Raw genomic sequence first — 20,565 nt, forward strand, 5'->3', positions numbered from 1 at the left:
CATCTGCATCCTTTCCCATGGCCCGCGTCCAATTCGAGCTTCCCGCGCAGTTCCTGTTCTCCACCGAGATGCAGATCTACATCAGCCACGTCAACCAGGGCGGCCATCTGGACAATGCCCAGCTGCTGACCCTGGTGTCCGAGGCGCGCGTGCGCTTCTTCAAGCACCTGGGCTACCGCGAGTCGGATGTGCAGGGCCACGGCGTGGTGGTGGGCGACATCGTGGCCCAGTACAAGTCCGAGGGCTTTCACGGCGAGACCATGCGCGTGGAGATGACGCCGGCCGATCCCAACAAATACGGCTTCGACCTGGTCTTTCGCATGACCGAGACGGCCAGCGCCCGCGAAGTGGCGCGCGGCAAGGTCGGCGTGGTCTTTGTGGCCCGGGGCGAACGCAAGGTGGCGCCGATTCCCGAACCGTTGCGGCTGGCGCTTTTTGGCGCATGAAAAAAACCGCAGGGCGCGAGCCGCTGCGGTTTTTCTATCGCCGCCGGGCCGTCCCAAGGCAATAAAGTGCCCTCTCGGGGGGCGCAGCCGCACTACGTGGGCGTGCGTGGGGCGTTTGTTGTCGCGGAGGCTGACTTATTTGCCTGCGGTGCCTTCCGCGCCGTAGGTCTTGCTCAGGTAGTCCACGATGGGCTCGATGTCGGCCTCGGGGAAGGGCGCGCCGAACGGCTTTTTCATCTTCTTGACCGTGGCCTCCCAGTAGCTGCGCGGCGAGGTGTGTGGCTGGGTCTGCACGTACTGGGCCGAGTGGCACATCAGGCAGTGGGCCATGGCCAGCTGGTAGCCGGGCAGGCTGCTTTCCTGGTAGACGGCGGTCTCGGCCGGCAGCGTGATCTCCAGCGCCTGGGCCGGGCCCAGGGCCAGGCCGGCGGCCAGCAGCAGGGCGCTCTTCAGGATGGTGGTTTTCATGGCGCTTCTCCTCAGACCGCGTTGATGCGGACGGTTTCCACCACATTGCGCATATAGCCCGCGGGGTTCCACAGCGCCTCCATCGGCTGGCCCTGGCCCGCGCGGTTGACGGCGCGCACCTTGAGCTCGTACTCGCCCTTCCTCGGCGGCTTGAAGCTGGCCTTCCACTCGCGGAACGAATAGCGGCTGAGCTCCTCGCCGAGCGTGGCGGCCTGCCAGGTCCTGCCGCCGTCGCTGGAGATGCTGACCTCGGCAATGCCCTGGCCGCCGTCGAAGGCGATGCCGCGCAGCACCACTTCCTTGCCGGCCTGGAGGCGTGCGCCGTCCTGGTGGCTGGTGATGAAGGAGCGGGTGTTGAAGCGGCCGATGGGCGCGGTCTTGGCCGGGCCCTTGCCCGCCGGCGTGCAGGCGCAGGCGTTGGCGGGGATGCGGTAGGCCGAGGCCATCCAGAAGCCGTCGAACACCTTGTCCAGCACCTGGATCTCGTTCACATGCTTGATCCAGTAGGTGCCGTAGTAGCCGGGCACGACCAGGCGCAGCGGGTAGCCGTTGAGCATGGGCAGGTCCTGGTCGTTCATGGCCCAGGCCAGCATGACCTCGCCGTCCATGGCATGGTCGATGTCCAGCGCCTTCACGAAGTCCGGGCCGCCGTCGATGGGCGGCTTGTCCATGCCGTTGAAGCTGACCTGCACCGCGCCGGGCTTGAGGCCGGCCTTCTCCAGCACGCGCCTGAGCGGCACGCCGGTCCACTTGGCATTGCCCATGGCGCCGTTGCCCAGCTGCCCGCCGTTGACGCGCGGAGTGAAGAAGCCCCGGCTGTTGCCCGAGCACTGGTGCACGGCCACGAGGCTCACCGGCTCGCCCAGGGCCTTGAGCTCGGCCAGCGACAGCGTGAGCGGCCTCTCCACCAGTCCGCCGATGCTGACGCGGAACTCCTCGGCCTTGATGTCGGTGGGGATGCCGCTCCAGTGGTAGCGCACGAAGAAGGCGTCGTTGGGCGTGATCAGGCCTTCGTTGAACACCTCGAACGGCGTCTCCAGCTGGGGCGGGCGGCTGGTCTGCAGGATCAACGGGCGCTTCTGGGGAAAGGCCGCCAGCTCGCGCACGCCGTTGGCGAACGGCAGCGTGACCTGCGTGGGCGCCGCATTGGCGGCCAGCGCGCGCACGGCGGGGCTCAGCAGCGCGGCGCCCGCGCCGGCGGCCTGCAGCCAGTGGCGGCGGCTGCCCTGCAAGGGCTGGGGTGGATGGGCGGGATGCTTCATCGGTGGTCTCCGGGGAATGTTGTTGTGAGCCGATAGCGCAGCGGTCCGCAGGCGGCATGGCTGCGCCTGCCCATGGTAAGCAGCTTGGGCCCGGCCCGGAAGCCCGGCCATGGAGCCAGCCGGCAACATTCGATGGAGCCAGGGCCATGGCCGGCAATCCGGTGAGTGCGGCCCTGTGGTTCGGCCTCAGGCCACGGCCGGCGCCTGGATGCGGTAGAGGCAGTGCTCGGCCAGCCGGTGGCCGGCGGGCAGCGCGGGGTGAAGAAAAGTGGTGGCGTCCCGGCGCATGCCCAGCCGCTGCATCACGGCCTCGGAGCGTGTGTTGTGGACGGAGGTGAAGGACACCACTTCCTCCAGCCCCAGCACCTCGAATGCAAACCGCAGCGCGGCGGCAGCGCCCTCGGTGGCGTAGCCCTTGCCCCAGTGCGCGCGGGCCAGCCGCCAGCCCACTTCCACGCAGGGCGAAAAGGGCAGGTGGGCGGGCGCATGCAGGCCGATCATGCCGACGAAGGCGCCGCTGCGGCGCTCCTCCACGGCCCAGAAGCCGCCCCAGCCGCGCTCGGCAATCAGCGCCTGGCAGCGCAGCGCGATGGCATCGCTCTCGGCGCGCGACAGCACGGCGGGAAAGTGGCGCATGACCTCGGGGTCGGCGTTGAGCGCGGCAAACGCCGGCAGATCCTGCGCGCGCCACTGGCGCAGTTGCAGGCGGGCCGTGTGCAGGGTTCGGGGCGGAAGGAGGGCAAGGTCCATAGGCCCGGATATTAGCCGTGGGCGTGCAGGCGGTCTTGAATCGATAGCTGCCTGCGCTTGATGGATAAGGGAATGAGGATGTTTTTGCCGGAGGAAAGCCCGGCGGGCCTCTTCGTCAGCGCATGGGTCTAGCGGGTGGGGCCACGAACCGCGCCACGGCATCCCACAGCGCCGGGGCCCGCAGAATGCTGGAGTGTCCGGTGTGCGGCAGGGCCAGCACTTCCACGGCCTTGCCCTGGAGGCTTTGCAGCAAGGCATCGGTGCGCGCCGCACCCACCACCTTGTCGTGGCTGGCGCGCAGCACCAGGATGGGGCCCTGGTAATGCTTCAGGTGCGCGGCGGAGTCGAAAGGATCGCGCAGCAGCAGCTCCACCGGCAGCCAGGCATACATGCCGCGCACGGTGTTCAGAATGCTGTCGAACGGCGTGACCAGCACCAGCCCGTCGGGCCGGCGCGCATCGGCCACGGCCGCGGCCACGCCCGTGCCCAGGCTGCGCCCCATGACCGTGATGGGCTCCTGTGGGTGCAGCCGCCGGACCTCGTCGAACAGGGCCACGGCGTCCAGCTCCATCATCTCCTGCGAAGGCTCGCCCTCGCTGGCGCCGTAGCCGCGGTAGGCCAGCATGTAGATGTCGCTGTGGGGCAGCGCGCGGGCCAGCTGCGGCAGGCGGCGCTCGATGTTCTCGGCATTGCCGCCGAAGTAGATCACCGCGCTGCCGGCCTTGCCATCCTCGGGATGCCACTGCCAGCCGCGCAGCAGCACATCGGCGCGTTGCAGCGCGAAATTGGTGGTCTCCGCCGCCACCCGCGTGCTCTCGCCCGGAAAGATCATCTGGCGCTGCTGGGCGAACATATAGCTGCAGATGCAGACATAGACTGCCACGCACAGGGCGAGCAGCCACAGCAGTGGCTTGAGCAGCTTGGAGAACATGAACGGATGAGGAAATGATGCGGAGTGCGCCGGATTGTGCGCAGTTTTGTGTGACGACTGTGTAGTCTTTACCGGGGCTTTATGTAAAGGCGGCCCGGGGCGCTTGTGGGAGCCGCATGCCTTGCATGCCGGGGGCAGGTCTCGGCCCGCCCCAGGCCGAAAGAAAGCAGCCCTTTTGCAGCGCTGCGGGCAACCTGCGGAGCACAAGGCCGATGGAGGGCAGGATGGCTTCTTTATATTTTTGATAGCTGCCGGCGCTTGCTGCATCAGCGTCGGAGGCTAATTCTTCCATGGCTCTTGCAGGCCGCCTGCCGGAGCACGACCCGGCGCGGCCGGCTGGGCTACAAGGCAGCCGCTGCTTGATGGTGGCGGCGTTGGACCTTCCAGCGCTACAGCTCCATTCCATCGTGCCTGGATGGGAAAAAACCTCCCGAAGGAGGTTTTTAACAAGGCACCGAAATGCGGGCGGCAGCTTATGCCAGCTTCGCCTTCAACAGCTCATTCACCTGCCCGGGATTGGCCTTGCCCTTGGAGGCCTTCATCACCTGGCCGACCAGCGCGTTGAATGCCTTGTCCTTGCCGGCCTTGTACTGCTCCACGTTCGCGGGGTTGGCGGCGATCACCTCGTCGATGATCTTTTCCAGCGCGCCGGTGTCGTTCATCTGCTTGAGGCCCTTGGCTTCGATGACGGCATCCACGTCGGAGCCTTCGCCGGACCACAGCGCCTCGAACACCTGCTTGGCGGCGTTGTTGGAGATGGTGCCGTCGCCGATGCGCCTGATCAGCGCGCCCAGCTGCTGGCTGCCGACCTTGACGGCGTCCATGCCGATTTCCTCGTTGTTGAGGCGCCGCGAGATCTCGCCCATCACCCAGTTGGAGGCCAGCTTGGGCGCGCCGCAGGCCTTGGCGGCGTCCTCGAAGTAGGCGGCCATGGCTTGGCTCTGGGTCAGCGTGGTGGCGTCGTACTCGGGCAGGCCGTACTGCTGCACGAAGCGCGCGGCCATGGCGCGGGGCAGCTCGGGCATTTCGGCCTTCACGCGCTCCACCCATTCGGGGGCCACGACCAGCGGCGGCAGGTCGGGGTCGGGGAAGTAGCGGTAGTCGGCCGCGTCTTCCTTGGTGCGCATGGCGCGGGTCTCGCCCGTGTCGGGGTTGAACAGCACGGTGGCCTGCTGGATCTTGTGGCCGTCCTCGAGCTGCTCGATCTGCCAGAGGATTTCGTAGTCGATGGCGATCTGCATGTTCCTGAACGAGTTCAGGTTCTTGATCTCGCGGCGCGTGCCCAGCGGCTGGCCCGGCTTGCGCACGGAGACGTTGGCGTCGCAACGGAACGATCCTTCCTGCATGTTGCCGTCGCAGATGCCGATCCAGGTGACGATCTTGTGCAGTTCCTTGGCGTAGGCCACGGCTTCTTCGGTAGAGCGGATGTCGGGCTCGGTCACGATTTCCAGCAGCGGCGTGCCGGCGCGGTTCAGGTCGATGCCGGATTCGGCCGGGAACTCGTCGTGCACGGATTTGCCGGCGTCTTCTTCCAGGTGGGCGCGCACCAGGCGCACGGTCTTGAGCTGGTCGCCCACGTAGAAGCTGACTTCGCCGCCCTGCACCACGGGGATCTCGAACTGGGAGATCTGGTAGCCCTTGGGCAGGTCGGGGTAGAAGTAGTTCTTGCGCGCGAAGATGGAGCGCGGCGCAATCGTGGAGCCGAGCGACAGGCCGAGCTTGATCGCGCATTCCACGGCCTTCCTGTTCATGACCGGCAGCGTGCCGGGCAGGGCCAGGTCCACGGCGCAGGCCTGGGTGTTGGGCGCGGCGCCGAAGGCGGTGCTGGCGCGGCTGAAGATCTTGCTGTTCGTGGCCAGCTGGGCGTGGGTCTCGAAGCCGATGACGACTTCGTAGCCATTGATCAGTTTCACTGTCATTTGCAGAGAGTCCTTCCTGCGTCTGTCTTAGATACCGGCGGGCGTGCGCAGGTGGAAGTCGGTGGCCTGCTGGAAGCGGTGGGCGGCATTGAGCAGCCGGCTTTCGCCGAAGTAGTTGCCGATCAGCTGCAGGCCCACGGGCATGCCGCCTTCGCCGAAGCCCGCAGGCAGGGAAAGGCCGGGCAGGCCGGCCAGCGATGCGGGCAGCGTGAAGATGTCGGCCAGGTAGTTGGAGACCGGGTCGCTCTTGCCGCCGATGGCCCAGGCCGTGGTGGGCGCCGCGGCGCCGGCGATGACGTCGCATTCCTTGAACGCGGCCTGGAAATCGTCGGCAATCATGCGGCGGATCTTCTGGGCCTGCAGGTAGTAGGCGTCGTAATAGCCTTCGCTCAGCACATAGGCGCCGATCATGATGCGGCGCTTGACCTCGTCGCCAAAGCCTTCGGCGCGGGTTTTCTTGTACATGTCGACCAGGTCGGTGTAGTTCTTGGCGCGGTGGCCGAACTTCACGCCGTCGAAGCGCGACAGGTTGGACGAAGCCTCGGCCGGCGCCAGGATGTAGTACACGGGCACGGACAGCTCGGTGCGCGGCAGGCTGATGGGCACCAGCTTGGCGCCGAGCTTTTCGTATTCCTTGAGCGCAGCGTCCACGGCGGCGCGCACGTCGGCCGCCAGACCTTCGCCGAAGAATTCGGCGGGAATGCCGATGCGCAGGCCGGAAATGGAGTCGTTGAGATTCTTGCTGAAATCCTCGGCTGGCACATCCAGGCTGGTGGAGTCGCGGTCCAGGTCGGGGCCGCACATTTCGGACAGCAGCAGGGCGCAATCTTCGGCCGAGCGGCCCATGGGGCCGGCCTGGTCCAGCGACGAGGCAAACGCGATCATGCCGTAGCGGCTGGCGCGGCCGTAGGTGGGCTTGATGCCGGTGATGCCGCAGAAGCTCGCGGGTTGGCGGATCGAGCCGCCGGTATCGGTACCGGTCACGGCCGGAGCCAGGCGCGCGGCCACGGCGGCGGCCGAGCCGCCCGAGGAGCCGCCGGGCACGCGTTCGGTGTTCCAGGGGTTGCGCACGGGCTGGGCGCTGTCGAAGCCCACGGGGGCGACGGCCGAGTTCTCGTTGGCGCCGCCCATGGCGAATTCGTCGCAGTTGAGCTTGCCCAGGGTGACCACGCCGGCATCGGCCAGCTTTTTCACCACGGTGGCGTCGAAAGGCGACTTGTAGCCCTCCAGCATCTTGCTGGCGGCGGTGGTGGGGAAGTCCTTGGTGACGAAGATGTCCTTGTGCGCGATGGGCACGCCGGCCAGCTTGCCGCCCCTGCCTTCGGCGATCAGGGCATCGGCCGCCCTGGCCTGGGCCAGCGTGGCTTCTTCGTTGATGGAGACGAAAGCACCCAGGTTCTGATGCTGCCGGGCGCGGGCCAGGAAATGCTGGGCCGCCTCAAGGGCGGAGACTTGCTTGGCGCGCAGCTGTGCGGCCAGCTCGGCCACGCCGAGGGTATGCAGTTCGGTGTTGCTCATGGGATGGTGTGGCTTGGCGCGTTTATTCGATGACCTTGGGCACGAGGAAATAGCCCTTTTCGGCGGCCGGCGCGTTTTGCATGTTGGCTTCGCGGTTGTCGGGCTCGCTGACCACATCGTCACGCAGCCGCAAGGCGATGTCCTGGATGGCCGCCACGGGATGTGACAGCGGGCTGACGCCCGAGGTATCCACAGCCTGCATTTTTTCGACGATGCCGAAAAAGTCGTTTAGTTGCGCCAGCATGCGCTCACTTTCGCCTTGCGACAGCTCGAGGCGTGCCAAGTTGGCGATGCGCGCAATGTCCTGTTCGTTCAATGCCATAGAAATTTTTTAGCGGGGCAGCCGCACGTAAAGCAGTGTTTCTGACCCTGGTAGTGGAAGTTATTCACAGGGGATACGGTATTATCTCGGCTTTGCCGCAAGACCCTCACTGAGCCGGTCATTGTGCGAAAAGCCAACCCACCCAGACTCCCCAACTTTCATCCCGGCGATGGCAGGCCGACGAGCATGCCGTGCCTGAGAGGACTCTCGTAATGTTCGGAGCTTTCCGTCGGTATTTCTCCACCGACCTTGCCATCGACCTTGGCACAGCCAATACCCTGATTTTCGCCCGAGACAAGGGCATTGTTCTCGACGAGCCCTCGGTCGTCGCGATTCGCCACGAAGGCGGCCCGCACGGCAAGAAGGTGATCCAGGCCGTGGGCCGGGAAGCCAAGGCCATGCTGGGCAAGGTGCCCGGCAACATCGAGGCCATCCGCCCGATGAAGGACGGCGTGATCGCCGACTTCGTGATCACCGAGCAGATGATCAAGCAGTTCATCAAGATGGTGCATCCGCGCTCGGTGCTCACGCCCAGCCCCCGCATCATCATCTGCGTGCCCTGCGGCTCGACCCAGGTCGAGCGCCGCGCCATCAAGGATGCGGCCGAAGCCGCGGGCGCCACCTCGGTCTACCTGATCGAGGAGCCCATGGCCGCCGGCATCGGCGCGGGCCTGCCCGTGTCCGAGGCTTCGGGCTCCATGGTGGTGGACATCGGCGGCGGCACGACCGAAGTGGGCGTGATCTCGCTGGGCGGCATGGTCTACAAGGGTTCGGTGCGCGTGGGCGGCGACAAGTTCGACGAAGCCATCATCAGCTACATCCGTCGCAACTACGGCATGCTGATCGGCGAGCCTACGGCCGAAGCCATCAAGAAGCAGATCGGCTCGGCCTTCCCGGGCTCCGAAGTCAAGGAAATGGAAGTCAAGGGCCGCAACCTCTCCGAAGGCGTGCCGCGCAGCTTCACCATCTCGTCCAACGAAGTGCTGGAAGCCCTGACCGATCCGCTCAACCAGATCGTCTCGGCCGTGAAGAACGCGCTGGAGCAGACGCCTCCCGAGCTGGGCGCCGACATCGCCGAGCGCGGCATGATGCTGACCGGCGGCGGTGCGCTGCTGCGCGACCTGGACCGCCTGCTGGCCGAGGAAACCGGCCTGCCCGTGCTGGTGGCCGAGGAGCCCCTGACCTGCGTGGTGCGCGGCTGCGGCATGGCGCTGGAGACCATGGACCGCCAGGGCAGCATCTTCACCAGCGACTGATCGCTGAGCTGCACGCCACGACACTACGGGACCGCGCATGCCCCTGGATACACTGGATCGCTCTGCGCCCTCTTTGTTCAAGCAGAGGGCGTCACGCCCTTCGCAGCTCGCCCTGTACAGCGCCTTGGCGCTGTTTTTGATGGTGGCCGACGCGCGCTTCAAGATCACCGAGCCGGCGCGCATCGCGGTATCCACCGTGCTCTCGCCCGTGCAATGGCTGGTGGCCCAGCCGGTGCTGGCCTACCAGAATGCCAGCCGCTATGCCGAGGTGCAGCAGCAGGCGGTGCGCAAGGAGGACGAGGCGCGCAAGGAGCTGGTGGCCATGGCCCAGCGCGCCGAGCTGGCCGAGGAGCTGCTCGAGGAAAACGGGCATCTGCGTGCCTTGCTGGGCCTGCGCGAGCGCATGACCCAGCCCGGGCAGGCGGCCGAAGTGATCTACGACAGCCCCGACCCCTACACGCGCCGCGTCGTGATCGACAAGGGCGAGACGGACGGCATTGCGCCGGGCTCGCCCGTGCTCGACGAGAAAGGCGTGGTCGGGCAGGTCACGCGCGTCTATGCCACGCGCTCCGAGGTCTCGCTGCTGATCGACCGTGACCAGGCCATTCCCGTGTTCAATCCGCGCACCGGTGCGCGCAGCGTGGCCTACGGCGATCCCTCGCCGGCGCGCAGCGGCGGCATGGAGCTGCGCTTCATGCCCAGCAATGCCGATGTGCAGGAAGGCGACCTGCTGACCACCAGCGGCGTGGACGGGCTGTACCCGCCGGGCCTGCCCGTGGCCAAGGTGGTCACGGTGGACCGCCGGGCCGACTCGGCCTTCACGCGCATCTACTGCGAGCCCGTGGGCCGTGTACAGGGCGTGCGCCATGTGATGGTGCTGCAGCCGCTCAACCGCGCCGTCCATCCCGAAGCCGAGGCGCAGGCCGCCCAGGCGGCCGCCGACAAGAAGGCCAAGGATGCCGCCAAAGGCAAGAAGGACGGCAAGTCTGACAAGGGCAGGTCCGGCAAGTCCGGCGACGCCGCCGCACCGGCCCAGCCTGCAAAGGACCCCGCATGATCATGCCGCGCGGCCAGCAGCTGTTGCTGCCGGTCAATCCCCTGTTCATCGTGGTCACGCTGGTGATCGCGCTGGCCTTCAACATGCTGCCGCTGGGCCGCATCGTCTGGCTGCCTGACCTGCTGATGGTGCTGCTGGCGTTCTGGGGGCTGAACCAGCCCCAGCGCGTGGGCATGGGCACGGGCTTCGCCCTGGGCCTGCTCATGGATGTGGACCGTGCCTCGCTGCTGGGCCAGCACGCGCTGGCCTACACGCTGCTGATGTATGTGGCGGGCGCGGCCAGCCGCCGCCTGTCGTGGTTCTCCAGCCCGGTGCAGGCGCTGCACCTGCTGCCGCTGTTCGCGGCCGTGCACGGCATCCAGGTGCTGCTGCGCGTGGTGGCCGGTGGCATCTTCCCCGGCCCCATGCTGCTGGTGGCGCCCGTGATCGAGACCCTGCTGTGGCCTCTGGTCAGCGGCCTGCTGCTGGCGCCGCAGCGCCGTCCGCCCGACAGCGACGAAAACCGTCCGCTGTAAGCCCGGCCCGAGATCCTGAGGCTGCCGTCCATGATGGAGATCCGCAACACCGAGGCCGAGCTGCAGCGCTTTCGCCTGCGCGCCATCGTCATGAGCGTGGTGGTGTTCCTCGCGTTCTGTCTGTTGGTGTCGCGCCTGCTGGTGCTGCAGGTGGAGCGCCATGAGGAACTGGCCGAGCGCGCCGAGAGCAACCGCACGGCCGTGGTGCCCATCGTGCCCAACCGCGGCCAGATCCTGGACCGCAACGGCGTGGTGCTGGCCACCAACTATTCGGCCTACACGCTGGAGATCACGCGCTCCAAGGTGGGCAATCTGGACGAGACCATCGACGGCCTGTCCGAGATCGTGGAGATCACTGCGCGCGACCGGCGCAAGTTCAAGCGCCTCATGGACGACTCCAAGAGCTTCGAGTCCATCCCGATCCGCTCGCGCCTGAGCGACGAGGAAGTGGCGCGCTTCGCGGCGCAGCGCTACCGCTTCCCGGGCGTGGACATCAAGGCGCGGCTGTTCCGCACCTATCCGATGAAGGAGACGGCCAGCCACATCATCGGCTACATCGGCCGCATCAACCAGAAGGAAAAGGAAGAGATCGAGGATTCGGACGACGCGGCCAACTACCGCGGCACCGAGGTCATCGGCAAGCTGGGCGCCGAAAAGAGCTACGAGCAGGAGCTGCACGGCCAGACCGGCTGGGAGGAAATGGAAACCTCGGCCGGCGGCCACGCGGTGCGCAAGCTGGGCAGCCGCCCCGCGACGCCGGGCAAGAGCCTGCAGCTGTCCATAGACATCAAGCTGCAGAAGATGGTCGAGGACCTGTACGGCGACCGCCGCGGCGTGGCCATTGCCATGGATCCGCGCAACGGCGAGCTGCTGGCCATGGTCAGCAAGCCCACCTACGACCCCAACCTGTTCGTGGACGGCATCGACCAGGAGAACTGGAAGGCGCTCAACGAATCCATCGACCGCCCCCTGCTCAACCGCGCGCTGCGCGGCACCTATCCCACGGGGTCGACCTACAAGCCCTTCATGGGACTGGCCGGGCTGGAGATGGGCAAGCGCACGCCGCAGACCATCATCCAGGACGGCGGCTCCTGGACCTTTGGCGGCCACACCTTCCGCTCGGGCCATGCGCTGGGGCCCGTGGACCTGAACCGGGCCATCCAGCACTCCAGCAATGTGTACTTCTACACGCTGGCCAACGACCTGGGCGTGGACGGTATCCACGACTTCATGAAGCCGCTGGGCTTCGGCCAGATCACGGGCATCGACCTGCCCGGCGAAGTGCGCGGCGTGCTGCCCAGCCGGGAATGGAAGCGCAACACCTACAAGCGTCCGGCGCAGCAGCAGTGGTATGCGGGCGAGACGATCTCGCTGGGCATCGGCCAGGGCTACAACAACTTCACCATCCTGCAGCTGACCCATGCGCTGTCGGCCCTGGTCAACAACGGCGTGAGCACGACGCCGCACGTGGGCAAGGTGCTGATCGATCCGGTCACGGGCATGCGCTCGGACATCGCCCAGCCCGCGCCGGTCCGGCTGGGCTACAAGCAGTCCAATATCGACGCGGTCAAGCGCGGCATGGTGTCCGTGGTCACGGGCGGCACGGGCCGCGGTTCGTTCGGCAACGCGCGCTACAGCGCCGGCGGCAAGACCGGCACGGCCCAGGCGATCACCGTGGGCCAGAAGGAAAAATACAATGCCGCGCGCCTGGCCGAGCGCCAGCGCGACCATGCGCTGTACATTGCCTTCGCGCCGGCCGACGACCCCAAGATCGCCGTCGGCGTGATCGTGGAGAACGCGGGCTTCGGCGCGGCCACGGCGGCGCCGATCGCACGCCGCATCATCGACTACTGGCTGCTGGGCGAATATCCCAGCGAGGCCGACATGGCCGCCATGCGCAAGGGACAGGCCCAGTCGCCGATAGGCACGCCGCGCCGCGTGGAGGACATTCCCGTCGAGCCCGACGACAGCGCGCCCTGAGCCGGCGCGGCCGGGGCGTCAGCGCAGGAAGGCGTCGTAACCGGTCTTGAGGATGAGCACGCTGACCACGGCGATGAAGATGCCGCGCACGAAACCCGTGCCGTGGCGCAGGGCCATGTGCGTGCCCAGCGTGGCGCCCAGCACGTTGGCGACGGCCATGGGCAGGGCCAGGTGCCACCAGATATGGCCCTTCATGGCAAACAGCGACAGGGCCGCGAGATTGGTGGCCAGGTTGAGCAGCTTGGCCGATGCCGAGGCGTTCAGGAAGTCGTAGCCCATCAGGCGCACGAACAGGAACACGAAGAAGCTGCCCGTGCCGGGGCCGAAGAATCCGTCGTAGAAACCGATGGTCAGGCCGATGGCGCAGGCGATCACGGTCTCGGTGCGGCCGCTGTAGCGCGGCACATGCGTGCGGCCCATGTCCTTGCGCGCCAGCGTATAGGCGAGCACGCCGACCAGCACCAGCGGCAGCAGCTTGCGCAGGAAGTCCGGCGAAATCTGGGTCACGGCCCAGGCGCCGAGGAAGGAGCCCAGGGCGCCCACCAGGGCCGCAGGCATCATGGCGCGCCAGGGCAGCTGCACCTTGCGGCCATATTGCCAGGTGGACATGGCCGTGCCCCAGACCGAAGCACTCTTGTTGGTGCCCAGCAGCGTGGCCGGCGGTGCCGCGGGGTAGGTGGCGAAGAGCGCGGGCAGCAGTATCAGGCCGCCGCCGCCCACGATGGCGTCCACAAAGCCGGCCAGCGCGGAGGCCAGCGAAACAACAATCCATTCCATGAGTAGGTGCTTACAGGTGATGCAGGGACTGGCACGGCAAGGCATGGATGAAGGCCATGCACTCTTGCGGTGCAGAGAATGCCTGTCCACGGGGCACCGCCGGCGGGGCGCGCCGTTGGGGCAGACAGGGATGACGGCGGCGATTGTCGCACCTGGCAAGCGACTGTGCCCGCTGATGGAGTGTTCTTCGGTATCCCGCCTGGAGCCAGGGCTGCCGCGCGAGGGGATGCTGGCGGCGGGGCAATAAAAAAGCGCCACGAGGGCGCTTTGAATGCATCTTTGATGCTTTTATGGAATGTTGATCTGGTTGTGTCGAGTTGTCTCCTCGGCCCCTCCATGCTGCTTCGTGGAGCAGCGAGAGTGACGAGAATGTAAGCCCTGCACCTACATGGTGCATTGGGGAATTCCCTCGGGTTGGACGAAAAACTTTGACGTTTGCGCGCGGATACAGGCCTTTTGCCGCAACGATTCATCAGGTCTTCAAAAAAAGGAGCATGCATCGCAATGCCGGCAAGCGCTACAGCCCTGTTTCTTTTGAATACCGATGGGCGCGCTCGTCCGGCCTTTTTGTGTCCTTTTGCATCATGCAGGCTCGGCGACTTCCGTGGCCGGAGGATGCAGCGCGGCATGCTGCGCCGGCGCGCTGCGGCTGTCTTCCAGAATCCAGGCCGCGGCCTTTTCGGCCATCATCAGCGTGGGGCTGTTGGTGTTGCCGCTGGTGATGGTGGGCATGGCGCCGGCGTCGACCACGCGCAGGCCCTGCACGCCGCGCACGCGCAGGCGGCTGTCGAGCACGGCCAGGGGGTCGCCGTCTCGGCCCATCCGGGTGGTGCCCACGGGATGGAAGATGGTGGTGGCGATGTCGCCCGCCAGCCGCGCCAGGTCCTCGTCGCTCTGGTATTGCACCCCGGGCTTCCATTCCTCGGGCCGGTAGGGCGCCAGCGCAGGCTGGGCGACGATGCGGCGCGTCACGCGCAGGCTGTCGGCTGCCACCTGCCGGTCCTCGGCGGTGGACAGGTAGTTGGGCGCAATCGCGGGAGCCTGGCGGAAATCCGGGCCCTGGATGTGCACCGTGCCGCGGCTCGTGGGGTTGAGGTTGCAGACGCTGGCCGTGAAGGCCGGAAACGGGTGCAGCGGCTCGCCGAAGGCTTCGAGCGACAGCGGCTGCACGTGGTATTCGAGGTTGGGGTGGGCCAGGCCGGGGCGGCTGCGCGTGAAGGCGCCCAGCTGCGAAGGCGCCATGCTCATGGGCCCGCTGCGGCGCAGCAGGTATTCGAGGCCGATGGCCGCCTTGCCCACCAGGCTGGCGGCCATGGTGTTGAGCGTCTTGGCGCCCTGGACCTTGTAAACCGAGCGGATCTGCAGATGGTCCTGGAGATTGGCGCCCACGCCGGGCAGGTCGCGGCGCACGGCAATGCCGTGGCGCTGCAGCAATTCGCCCGGGCCGATGCCCGACAGCTGCAGGATCTGCGGCGAGTTGACGGCGCCCGCGCACAGCAGTACCTCGCGTTCGGCATGCACGGTCACCATTTCCCGGCCCGTCCAGACCTCGGCGCCGGTGCAGCGCTGGCCGCCGCCCGGCAGGTCTTCCAGCAGCAGCCGGCTGACCTGGGCCGAGGTCCACATCTCGAAGTTGGCTCGCCCGTAGCAGGTGGGGCGCAGAAAGGCCTTGGCCGTGTTCCAGCGCCAGCCGTTCTTCTGGTTGACCTCGAAATAGCCCACGCCTTCGTTGGTGCCGCGGTTGAAGTCGTCGGTGGCCGGAATGCCGGCCTGCTGGGCGGCCTGGGCGAATGCGTCGAGGATGTCCCAGCGCAGGCGCTGCTTTTCCACGCGCCATTCGCCGCTGCCGCCGGTGCTTTTGCTGCCGTGCAGGCGCCTGAACTCCTCGCTGGCGTTGCCGCCGGCATCCAGCCGCCAGTGGTCCTCGTGTTGGCGAAAGGCCGGCAGCACGGCATCCCAGCGCCAGGTGTCGTCGCCCGTGAGGTCGGCCCACTGCTCGTAGTCGCGGGCCTGGCCGCGCATGTAGATCATGCCGTTGATGCTGGAGCAGCCGCCCAGGGTCTTGCCGCGCGGATAGCGCAGGCGCCGGCCGTTGAGGCCGGGGTCGGGCTCGGTCTGGTAGAGCCAGTCGGTGCGCGGATTGCCTATGCAGTAGAGGTAGCCGACGGGAATGTGGATCCAGTGGTAGTCGTCCTTGCGGCCGGCCTCGATGAGCAGCACGCGGTGCTGCGGGTTGCGGGTGAGGCGGTTGCAAAGCAGCGAGCCTGCCGTGCCGGCGCCGATGACGATGTAGTCAAACGTGGTGTCGCTCATGAAACAAAAGCGGGCTTGCGGCAGGCCAAGCCCTGGGTAGTCCTTGCGTGGAGGCTCAACACGGCTTGCGCGGCACAGGTGGTGCACGGCGCAAGTTCCTGCAACGATTGTGCAAAGCACAAAACTTCTGTCGATAGGGAAAGCGCGCGGACTCCTGTTTGCATAGCTGCCAGCGCTTGATGGGCAAGCAATACAGCCGTTTTTGATTGAAAATCCTCATCCACCGGCCCGGCGGCCAAGGCGCAGGCCTACGCCGCCTGCCGCCATGTTCCAGATGCCTGCCGGCGCGGGCGCGTTATCCTGCGCTCTGCCCCCGAGGCCTTCCAGGGGGGCGCGCGGGCATACTCCGCGGGAGCGTTGCCTGCGGCCGCCGGCCGCAGCCCGGGCCCGCCGCACCTTTTCCCGGTCCTGTATAAGCCGCATGTTTGTTTGTCCAAGGAAGTCACTCTTTGACTAGCTCAGACCAATTACCTCGATGCCCGGTGCAGGCGCGCGACGGCGCGCAGTGGGCGGTACCGCAAGGCCGCTGGAGCGCCGCCGAGCTGGGGGAGCGCGAGATCTGGCGCAGACTGCGCGCGCAGCTGGCGGCGGTGCCTGCCGGTGCCGGCTGGGACCTGCAGGGCCTGCAGAGGCTGGACCATGTGGGTGCCCAGCTGCTGTGGGAGCACTGGGGCCGGCGCTGGCCCGCGCAGCTGCAGGCACAGCCGGCCCAGCGCGCCATGCTGGAGCGGGTGGCGCGCTTCAGCGACGTGCCGGCGCCCCGGCCCGAGCCGGCGGGCCTGGCAACGCAGATCGATGCCCTGGGCTGCCTGGTGATCAATGCCTGCAGGCATTTCCGCAGCCTGATCGAGCTCATCGGTCAGCTGCTGCTCGATACCGTCCGGCTGGCGTGCAATCCGCGCCGCGGGCCCTGGCGCGACATCTCGGGCCATCTGTATGCCACGGGGGCGACGGCGCTGCCGATCACGGCACTGGTGGGCTTTCTGATCGGCGTGGTGCTGGCCTACCTGATGGCGCTGCAGCTGCGCCAGTTCGGTGCCGAATCCTTCATCGTCAACATCCTGGGCATCTCGCTGATCCGCGAGCTCGGGCCGCTGCTGGGCGCGATCCTGGTGGCAGGCCGCAGCGGCTCGGCCATCACGGCCCAGATCGGCGTGATGCGCGTGACCGAGGAGCTGGATGCCATGCAGGTCATGGGTATTTCCAAAGGCTTCCGGCTGGTGCTGCCGCGGGCCCTGGCGCTGGCCGTGTCCATGCCGCTGGTGGCGCTGTGGACCACGCTGGCCGCGCTGGCCGGCGGCATGCTGGCCGCCGACCTGACCATGGGCATCACGCCGTCCTATTTCGCCCAGAGCCTGCCGTCCGCCGTCAACGTGGCGAACCTGGGCCTGGCCATGGGCAAGTCCATGGTGTTCGGCGTGATGATCGCGCTGATCGGCTGCCACTGGGGCCTGCAGGTGGAGCCCAATACCCAGAGCCTGGGGCAGGGCACGACGGCATCGGTGGTGTCGTCCATCACCATGGTCATCATCGTGGATGCGATCTTCGCCATCCTGTTCAGGAATGTGGGGTTTTAAAAATGACATACCCCCTGAGCAGCTTCGCTGCTCCCCCCTGGAAGGGGGACGACACCTTCGCTGCGGGGCGGCCCTTGCTCGGTGTCCCTGGCATGGGGCGCGCCAGTTTTGGAGGGCTCGCGAATGGCTGAGGTGATGCAAAACCGCCGGATCGACGGTGCTGTCGGTGGCTACGAGCCGCCGCAGGATGCGCGGCCGCTGGTGCAGGTCACGGACCTGTGGACGGAGTTCGGCTCGGGCGAGTCGCGCTTTGCCGTGCACCAGGATCTGAACCTGGATGTGTACCCGGGCGAGATCCTGACGCTGGTCGGCGGCTCGGGCACGGGCAAGACCGTGCTGCTGCGCCAGATCCTCGGGCTGCTGACGCCTTCCCGCGGCACGGTCACCATCGGCGGCCGTCCCTCGCACGAGGTCATCAACGGCGAGCGGGCGGCAAGCCAGGTGGGCATGCTGTTCCAGCAGGGGGCGCTGTATTCGGCCTTCAACGTGCTGGACAACATCGCGTTCGCGCTGCGCGAGCAAGGGACGCTGCCCGATTCCGTGGTGCGTGACGCGGCCATGGTCAAGCTGCAGATGGTGGGCCTCAAGCCCGAGCATGCGATGCGCATGCCGGCCGATCTGTCGGGCGGCATGATCAAGCGCGTGGCGCTGGCGCGCGCCCTCATCATGGATCCGCCGCTGCTGCTGCTGGACGAGCCCACGGCCGGGCTGGATCCCAAGGGCTCGGACGAGTTCTGCGATCTGCTGCGCGAAGTCCATGGCGAACTCGGCCTGACCGTCATCATGGTCACCCACGATCTGGACACCCTGTTCGCCCTGTCCACGCGCGTGGCCGTGCTGGCCGAGAAGAAGGTGCTGGTGACCGGCGCGCCGCGCGATGTCGCCGGGGTCCAGCACCCGTTCATCGAACACTTTTTCCAGGGAGAGCGTGGCCGCAGAGCCATGACCCCGGTGCAAGGCGGCGCGGCCGCGGAGGAAAGCTGATGGAAAACAAGTCCCATGCCATGGCGGCCGGCATTTTCGTGCTGGTGGTGGCAGCGCTGCTGGCCGGCCTGGCGGTCTGGCTGACGCGCGACAACCGCCAGTACCAACTCTATGAAATGTCCACCAAGGACGGCGTCAGCGGCCTGCAGCCCCAGGCCACCGTGCGCTACAAGGGCGTTCCCGTGGGCAAGGTGGTGCGCATCGGCTTCGATCCGCAGCTGCCGGGCAATGTGCTGATCCGCATCGCCGTGGGCGAGGACACGCCCGTCACGCCCGCCACCTATGCCATGCTCGGTTACCAGGGCGTGACGGGCCTGGCGCATATCCAGCTCGACGACGACAGCAAGCCCCAGGAAGTGCCCAAGCCCGGCCCCAGCGGCCTGCCGCGCCTGCCGATGAAGTCCTCGCCGCTCAACATCCTGGCCGACCAGGGGCCGGTGCTGCTCGAGCGCGTGGACGAGATTTCGCGCCGCATCGTGACCATGCTCGACGACGACAACCAGCGCCGGGTGAGTCAGGCGCTGGACAACATCGGCGCCGCCGCCGCCGGCGTGCAGCAGCTGTCGGCCTCGCTGGACAAGACGGCCAGGCAGCTGCCCCAGCTGGCCACGGACGCGCAGCAGACGATGCAGGCGCTGACCAAGGCCGGCAACGCCGCCAGCGGGGCCGCCAGCGAGCTGCAGACGACCGTGCGCCAGGTCAATGCGCCCGGCGGTCCGCTGGCCAGCATCTCGCAAGGCACCCAGGCGCTGGCCGCGGCGGCCGAATCGCTGGGCCGCAGCACCGTGCCGCGCGCGAACCGCGCGGCCGACGATGTTTCGCGCGCAGCCCGCCAGATGGGCAGCGCCGCCAGCCGCTTCAGCGACAACCCGCAGGCCGTGATCTACGGCCCGGGCGCCGGCATGCCCGGCCCCGGGGAGCCCGGCTTTGTGGCACCCGGCGCCCGCTAACCCATACCGACAAGAGGAATACGCATGGTGATGCAACGCACACGCTTGAACGCCGGGGCGGCGTCCCGGAATGCCGGCGTCCGGGGGGCGGCCCGTCCCCTGGCGCTGGCGGCCCTGCTGCTGGCGCTGGCCGGATGCTCGGCCTTGCCGAGCCCGCCGGCCCAGTCCACGCGCTACGACCTGGGCCTGGTGGAGGCCGCGCCGGTTTCCCAGGCCGCGGTGCAGCTGCCCCCGCTGGTGCTAGCCGATGTGCAGTCGCCGGGCCTGCCCGAAGGGCTGTCGTCCATGTACTACCGGCTGGCCTATGCCAACGGCCAGGAGCTGCGCCCGTACCAGCATGCACGCTGGAGCCAGCCTCCGGCCCAGCTGGTGCAGCAGCGGCTGCGCGCGCGCCTGGGGGGGCAGCGGGCCCTGCTGGGCAGCCAGGACAGCGTCAGCCTGCCCAGCCAGAACCTGCCCGTGGCCACGTTGCGGGTCGATGTGGAGGAGTTCAGCCAGGTTTTCGACTCGGCCACTTCCAGCAGGGGCGTGGTGCAGCTGCGGGCCAGCCTCATCGGCGCGCAGACGCGGATCGGCAACATCCTGCTGGGGCAGCAGGTCTTCACGGCCCAGGTGCCGGCCGGCACGGCCGACGCTGCGGGCGGCGCCCGGGCCCTGGCAGCCGCCACTGACGATGCGCTGGCGCAGATGAACCGCTGGCTGCAGGGGCTGGGCCATTGATGGGCTGCCTGCGATGGGCCGGGCGTGAGCCGTTTGGCAGGAATTTTTGCGGCACGCGGCAGTTTTTCCAAAACCGGGCGCAGATGGCGCTATAATCGATGGCTTCGGCGTGTAGCGCAGCCTGGTAGCGCACTTGCATGGGGTGCAAGGGGTCGCGAGTTCGAATCCCGCCACGCCGACCACACAACAAGCCTTCTGACATCTGTCAGAAGGCTTTTTTGTTTTGCCATTCGCTGACCTGCATCAAGCGGCTTCCCGCGCCGGTTTCCTAAGCTGCGGTTTCTTGAAGTCACCGCAAAGGAAGCACTATGGCAAGCCTGCAATGGACCCCCGCCCTGGTTCTGGACCTCCCGGCCATGGATGCCGTGCACGAGGAGTTCGTGGCCCTGCTGGCCCGAGTGGAGGAGGCGGCAGACGACCGGCTGTGTGCCCTCTGGGAGGAGCTGATCGCGCATACCCAGCAGCATTTCGACCAGGAAGACCGCTGGATGCAGGCCACGCGCTTTGCCACCGGCAACTGCCACAGCCAGCAGCACAAGGTGGTGCTGGCTGTCATGCGCGAAGGCGCGGCCAGGGGGGCGCAGGGCGATCTGGCCACCATCCGCGGCATGGCGGCCGAGCTCGGGCCCTGGTTCAGCCACCACGCGCAGAACATGGACGCGGCCCTGGCCCTGCACCTGCGGCGCGTGGGCTTCGATCCCCTCACGGGCCGGCTGCTCGCACCGCAGGAGCTGCCGGAGCAACTGATCACCGGCTGCGGTGGCGCCTGCGGCGGCCGCGCCGACCAGGCCGGGCCGGCGCAGCTGGCTGCCTGACGGCC

19 protein-coding genes and 1 tRNA gene are annotated in these 20,565 nt (G+C 67.5%); 11 read left to right on the plus strand and 9 right to left on the minus strand.

Annotated elements, in window-relative coordinates; all coding sequences use genetic code 11:
* Positions 1-17: 17 nt before the first annotated feature.
* Entirely contained in the window at positions 18-446 is a 429-nt protein-coding gene (locus Cte04_RS08260; protein WP_066475244.1) for an acyl-CoA thioesterase, read from the plus strand.
* A gap of 135 nt (positions 447-581) precedes the next feature.
* On the opposite strand, the gene sorB is transcribed toward Cte04_RS08260, so the two are convergent.
* From sorB to gatC, 7 genes are all read right to left on the minus strand, one after another.
* Positions 582-914, minus strand: coding sequence for a SorB family sulfite dehydrogenase c-type cytochrome subunit (sorB, locus tag Cte04_RS08265; RefSeq protein WP_066475246.1), 333 nt, complete (start codon positions 912-914; stop codon positions 582-584).
* Between the two features lie 11 nt (positions 915-925).
* The gene (gene sorA, locus Cte04_RS08270; RefSeq protein WP_066475249.1) at positions 926-2,176 is read right to left on the minus strand and encodes a SorA family sulfite dehydrogenase catalytic subunit; all 1,251 of its coding nucleotides are present in this window, start codon (positions 2,174-2,176) and stop codon (positions 926-928) included.
* Between the two features lie 186 nt (positions 2,177-2,362).
* Complete coding sequence (locus Cte04_RS08275) at positions 2,363-2,926, minus strand: GNAT family N-acetyltransferase (RefSeq protein WP_066475251.1); 564 nt, start codon at positions 2,924-2,926, stop codon at positions 2,363-2,365.
* Positions 2,927-3,041: 115 nt separating this feature from the next.
* Positions 3,042-3,857: an alpha/beta hydrolase gene (locus Cte04_RS08280; RefSeq protein WP_066475253.1), complete on the minus strand. Its 816-nt coding sequence runs from the start codon at positions 3,855-3,857 to the stop codon at positions 3,042-3,044.
* A gap of 473 nt (positions 3,858-4,330) precedes the next feature.
* Positions 4,331-5,776 carry an Asp-tRNA(Asn)/Glu-tRNA(Gln) amidotransferase subunit GatB gene (gatB, locus tag Cte04_RS08285; RefSeq protein WP_066475258.1) on the minus strand — a complete coding sequence of 482 codons (1,446 nt, stop codon included), beginning with the start codon at positions 5,774-5,776 and terminating at the stop codon, positions 4,331-4,333.
* 27 nt (positions 5,777-5,803) lie between these two features.
* Complete coding sequence (gene gatA, locus Cte04_RS08290) at positions 5,804-7,294, minus strand: Asp-tRNA(Asn)/Glu-tRNA(Gln) amidotransferase subunit GatA (protein ID WP_066475261.1); 1,491 nt, start codon at positions 7,292-7,294, stop codon at positions 5,804-5,806.
* A 22-nt stretch (positions 7,295-7,316) separates the two neighbouring features.
* Positions 7,317-7,616: an Asp-tRNA(Asn)/Glu-tRNA(Gln) amidotransferase subunit GatC gene (gene gatC / locus Cte04_RS08295; RefSeq protein WP_066475263.1), complete on the minus strand. Its 300-nt coding sequence runs from the start codon at positions 7,614-7,616 to the stop codon at positions 7,317-7,319.
* A 212-nt stretch (positions 7,617-7,828) separates the two neighbouring features.
* Between gatC and Cte04_RS08300 the strand changes: the two genes are divergently transcribed.
* From Cte04_RS08300 to mrdA, 4 genes are read left to right on the plus strand one after another with little or no spacing between them, the layout of a single operon-like run.
* The gene (locus Cte04_RS08300) at positions 7,829-8,872 is read left to right on the plus strand and encodes a rod shape-determining protein (RefSeq protein ID WP_066475265.1); all 1,044 of its coding nucleotides are present in this window, start codon (positions 7,829-7,831) and stop codon (positions 8,870-8,872) included.
* A 37-nt stretch (positions 8,873-8,909) separates the two neighbouring features.
* Entirely contained in the window at positions 8,910-9,929 is a 1,020-nt protein-coding gene (gene mreC / locus Cte04_RS08305; protein WP_066475267.1) for a rod shape-determining protein MreC, read from the plus strand.
* A complete protein-coding gene (mreD, locus tag Cte04_RS08310; protein WP_066475268.1) occupies positions 9,926-10,444 on the plus strand; it encodes a rod shape-determining protein MreD in 519 nt (172 codons plus the stop codon). Before mreC ends, mreD begins: the two co-directional genes overlap by 4 nt.
* A 30-nt stretch (positions 10,445-10,474) precedes the next feature.
* Complete coding sequence (gene mrdA, locus Cte04_RS08315; RefSeq protein WP_066475270.1) at positions 10,475-12,424, plus strand: penicillin-binding protein 2; 1,950 nt, start codon at positions 10,475-10,477, stop codon at positions 12,422-12,424.
* An 18-nt stretch (positions 12,425-12,442) separates the two neighbouring features.
* Here mrdA and Cte04_RS08320 read toward each other — a convergent pair whose 3' ends face one another.
* Positions 12,443-13,201, minus strand: coding sequence for a sulfite exporter TauE/SafE family protein (locus Cte04_RS08320; protein WP_066475272.1), 759 nt, complete (start codon positions 13,199-13,201; stop codon positions 12,443-12,445).
* A 582-nt stretch (positions 13,202-13,783) separates the two neighbouring features.
* Positions 13,784-15,514 (minus strand): GMC family oxidoreductase, encoded by a 1,731-nt coding sequence (locus Cte04_RS08325; protein ID WP_066475275.1) that lies wholly within the window; start codon positions 15,512-15,514, stop codon positions 13,784-13,786.
* 449 nt (positions 15,515-15,963) lie between these two features.
* Here Cte04_RS08325 and Cte04_RS08330 point away from each other — a divergent pair, with 449 nt between their 5' ends.
* From Cte04_RS08330 to Cte04_RS08355, 6 genes are all read left to right on the plus strand, one after another.
* Positions 15,964-17,091: an MlaE family ABC transporter permease gene (locus tag Cte04_RS08330; protein ID WP_066475278.1), complete on the plus strand. Its 1,128-nt coding sequence runs from the start codon at positions 15,964-15,966 to the stop codon at positions 17,089-17,091.
* A 135-nt stretch (positions 17,092-17,226) separates the two neighbouring features.
* A complete protein-coding gene (locus Cte04_RS08335) occupies positions 17,227-18,075 on the plus strand; it encodes an ABC transporter ATP-binding protein (RefSeq protein WP_066475427.1) in 849 nt (282 codons plus the stop codon).
* A complete protein-coding gene (locus Cte04_RS08340; protein ID WP_066475279.1) occupies positions 18,075-19,025 on the plus strand; it encodes an MlaD family protein in 951 nt (316 codons plus the stop codon). Before Cte04_RS08335 ends, Cte04_RS08340 begins: the two co-directional genes overlap by 1 nt.
* A 24-nt stretch (positions 19,026-19,049) precedes the next feature.
* Positions 19,050-19,745, plus strand: coding sequence for an ABC-type transport auxiliary lipoprotein family protein (locus Cte04_RS08345; protein ID WP_245633324.1), 696 nt, complete (start codon positions 19,050-19,052; stop codon positions 19,743-19,745).
* 105 nt (positions 19,746-19,850) lie between these two features.
* Positions 19,851-19,927, plus strand: a tRNA-Pro gene (locus tag Cte04_RS08350).
* A 126-nt stretch (positions 19,928-20,053) separates the two neighbouring features.
* Positions 20,054-20,560: a hemerythrin domain-containing protein gene (locus Cte04_RS08355; RefSeq protein WP_066475283.1), complete on the plus strand. Its 507-nt coding sequence runs from the start codon at positions 20,054-20,056 to the stop codon at positions 20,558-20,560.
* The last annotated feature ends 5 nt before the right edge of the window (positions 20,561-20,565 follow it).

The sequence above is a fragment of the Comamonas terrae genome, from assembly GCF_001544075.1.
In the GTDB taxonomy this organism is placed as follows: domain Bacteria; phylum Pseudomonadota; class Gammaproteobacteria; order Burkholderiales; family Burkholderiaceae_C; genus Comamonas; species Comamonas terrae.

Bases quoted from the DNA above. Each gene is read 5' to 3' on its own strand.
- gatA (WP_066475261.1), bottom strand. From the start codon at position 7,294: ATGAGCAACACCGAACTGCATACCCTCGGCGTGGCCGAGCTGGCCGCA.
- mreD (WP_066475268.1), top strand. From the start codon at position 9,926: ATGATCATGCCGCGCGGCCAGCAGCTGTTGCTGCCGGTCAATCCCCTG.
- Cte04_RS08345 (WP_245633324.1), top strand. From the start codon at position 19,050: ATGGTGATGCAACGCACACGCTTGAACGCCGGGGCGGCGTCCCGGAAT.
- sorA (WP_066475249.1), bottom strand. From the start codon at position 2,176: ATGAAGCATCCCGCCCATCCACCCCAGCCCTTGCAGGGCAGCCGCCGC.
- Cte04_RS08355 (WP_066475283.1), top strand. From the start codon at position 20,054: ATGGCAAGCCTGCAATGGACCCCCGCCCTGGTTCTGGACCTCCCGGCC.
- Cte04_RS08325 (WP_066475275.1), bottom strand. From the start codon at position 15,514: ATGAGCGACACCACGTTTGACTACATCGTCATCGGCGCCGGCACGGCA.
- Cte04_RS08335 (WP_066475427.1), top strand. From the start codon at position 17,227: ATGCAAAACCGCCGGATCGACGGTGCTGTCGGTGGCTACGAGCCGCCG.
- mreC (WP_066475267.1), top strand. From the start codon at position 8,910: ATGCCCCTGGATACACTGGATCGCTCTGCGCCCTCTTTGTTCAAGCAG.
- Cte04_RS08275 (WP_066475251.1), bottom strand. From the start codon at position 2,926: ATGGACCTTGCCCTCCTTCCGCCCCGAACCCTGCACACGGCCCGCCTG.
- mrdA (WP_066475270.1), top strand. From the start codon at position 10,475: ATGATGGAGATCCGCAACACCGAGGCCGAGCTGCAGCGCTTTCGCCTG.
- Cte04_RS08320 (WP_066475272.1), bottom strand. From the start codon at position 13,201: ATGGAATGGATTGTTGTTTCGCTGGCCTCCGCGCTGGCCGGCTTTGTG.
- Cte04_RS08280 (WP_066475253.1), bottom strand. From the start codon at position 3,857: ATGTTCTCCAAGCTGCTCAAGCCACTGCTGTGGCTGCTCGCCCTGTGC.
- sorB (WP_066475246.1), bottom strand. From the start codon at position 914: ATGAAAACCACCATCCTGAAGAGCGCCCTGCTGCTGGCCGCCGGCCTG.
- Cte04_RS08300 (WP_066475265.1), top strand. From the start codon at position 7,829: ATGTTCGGAGCTTTCCGTCGGTATTTCTCCACCGACCTTGCCATCGAC.
- gatB (WP_066475258.1), bottom strand. From the start codon at position 5,776: ATGACAGTGAAACTGATCAATGGCTACGAAGTCGTCATCGGCTTCGAG.
- Cte04_RS08260 (WP_066475244.1), top strand. From the start codon at position 18: ATGGCCCGCGTCCAATTCGAGCTTCCCGCGCAGTTCCTGTTCTCCACC.
- Cte04_RS08340 (WP_066475279.1), top strand. From the start codon at position 18,075: ATGGAAAACAAGTCCCATGCCATGGCGGCCGGCATTTTCGTGCTGGTG.
- gatC (WP_066475263.1), bottom strand. From the start codon at position 7,616: ATGGCATTGAACGAACAGGACATTGCGCGCATCGCCAACTTGGCACGC.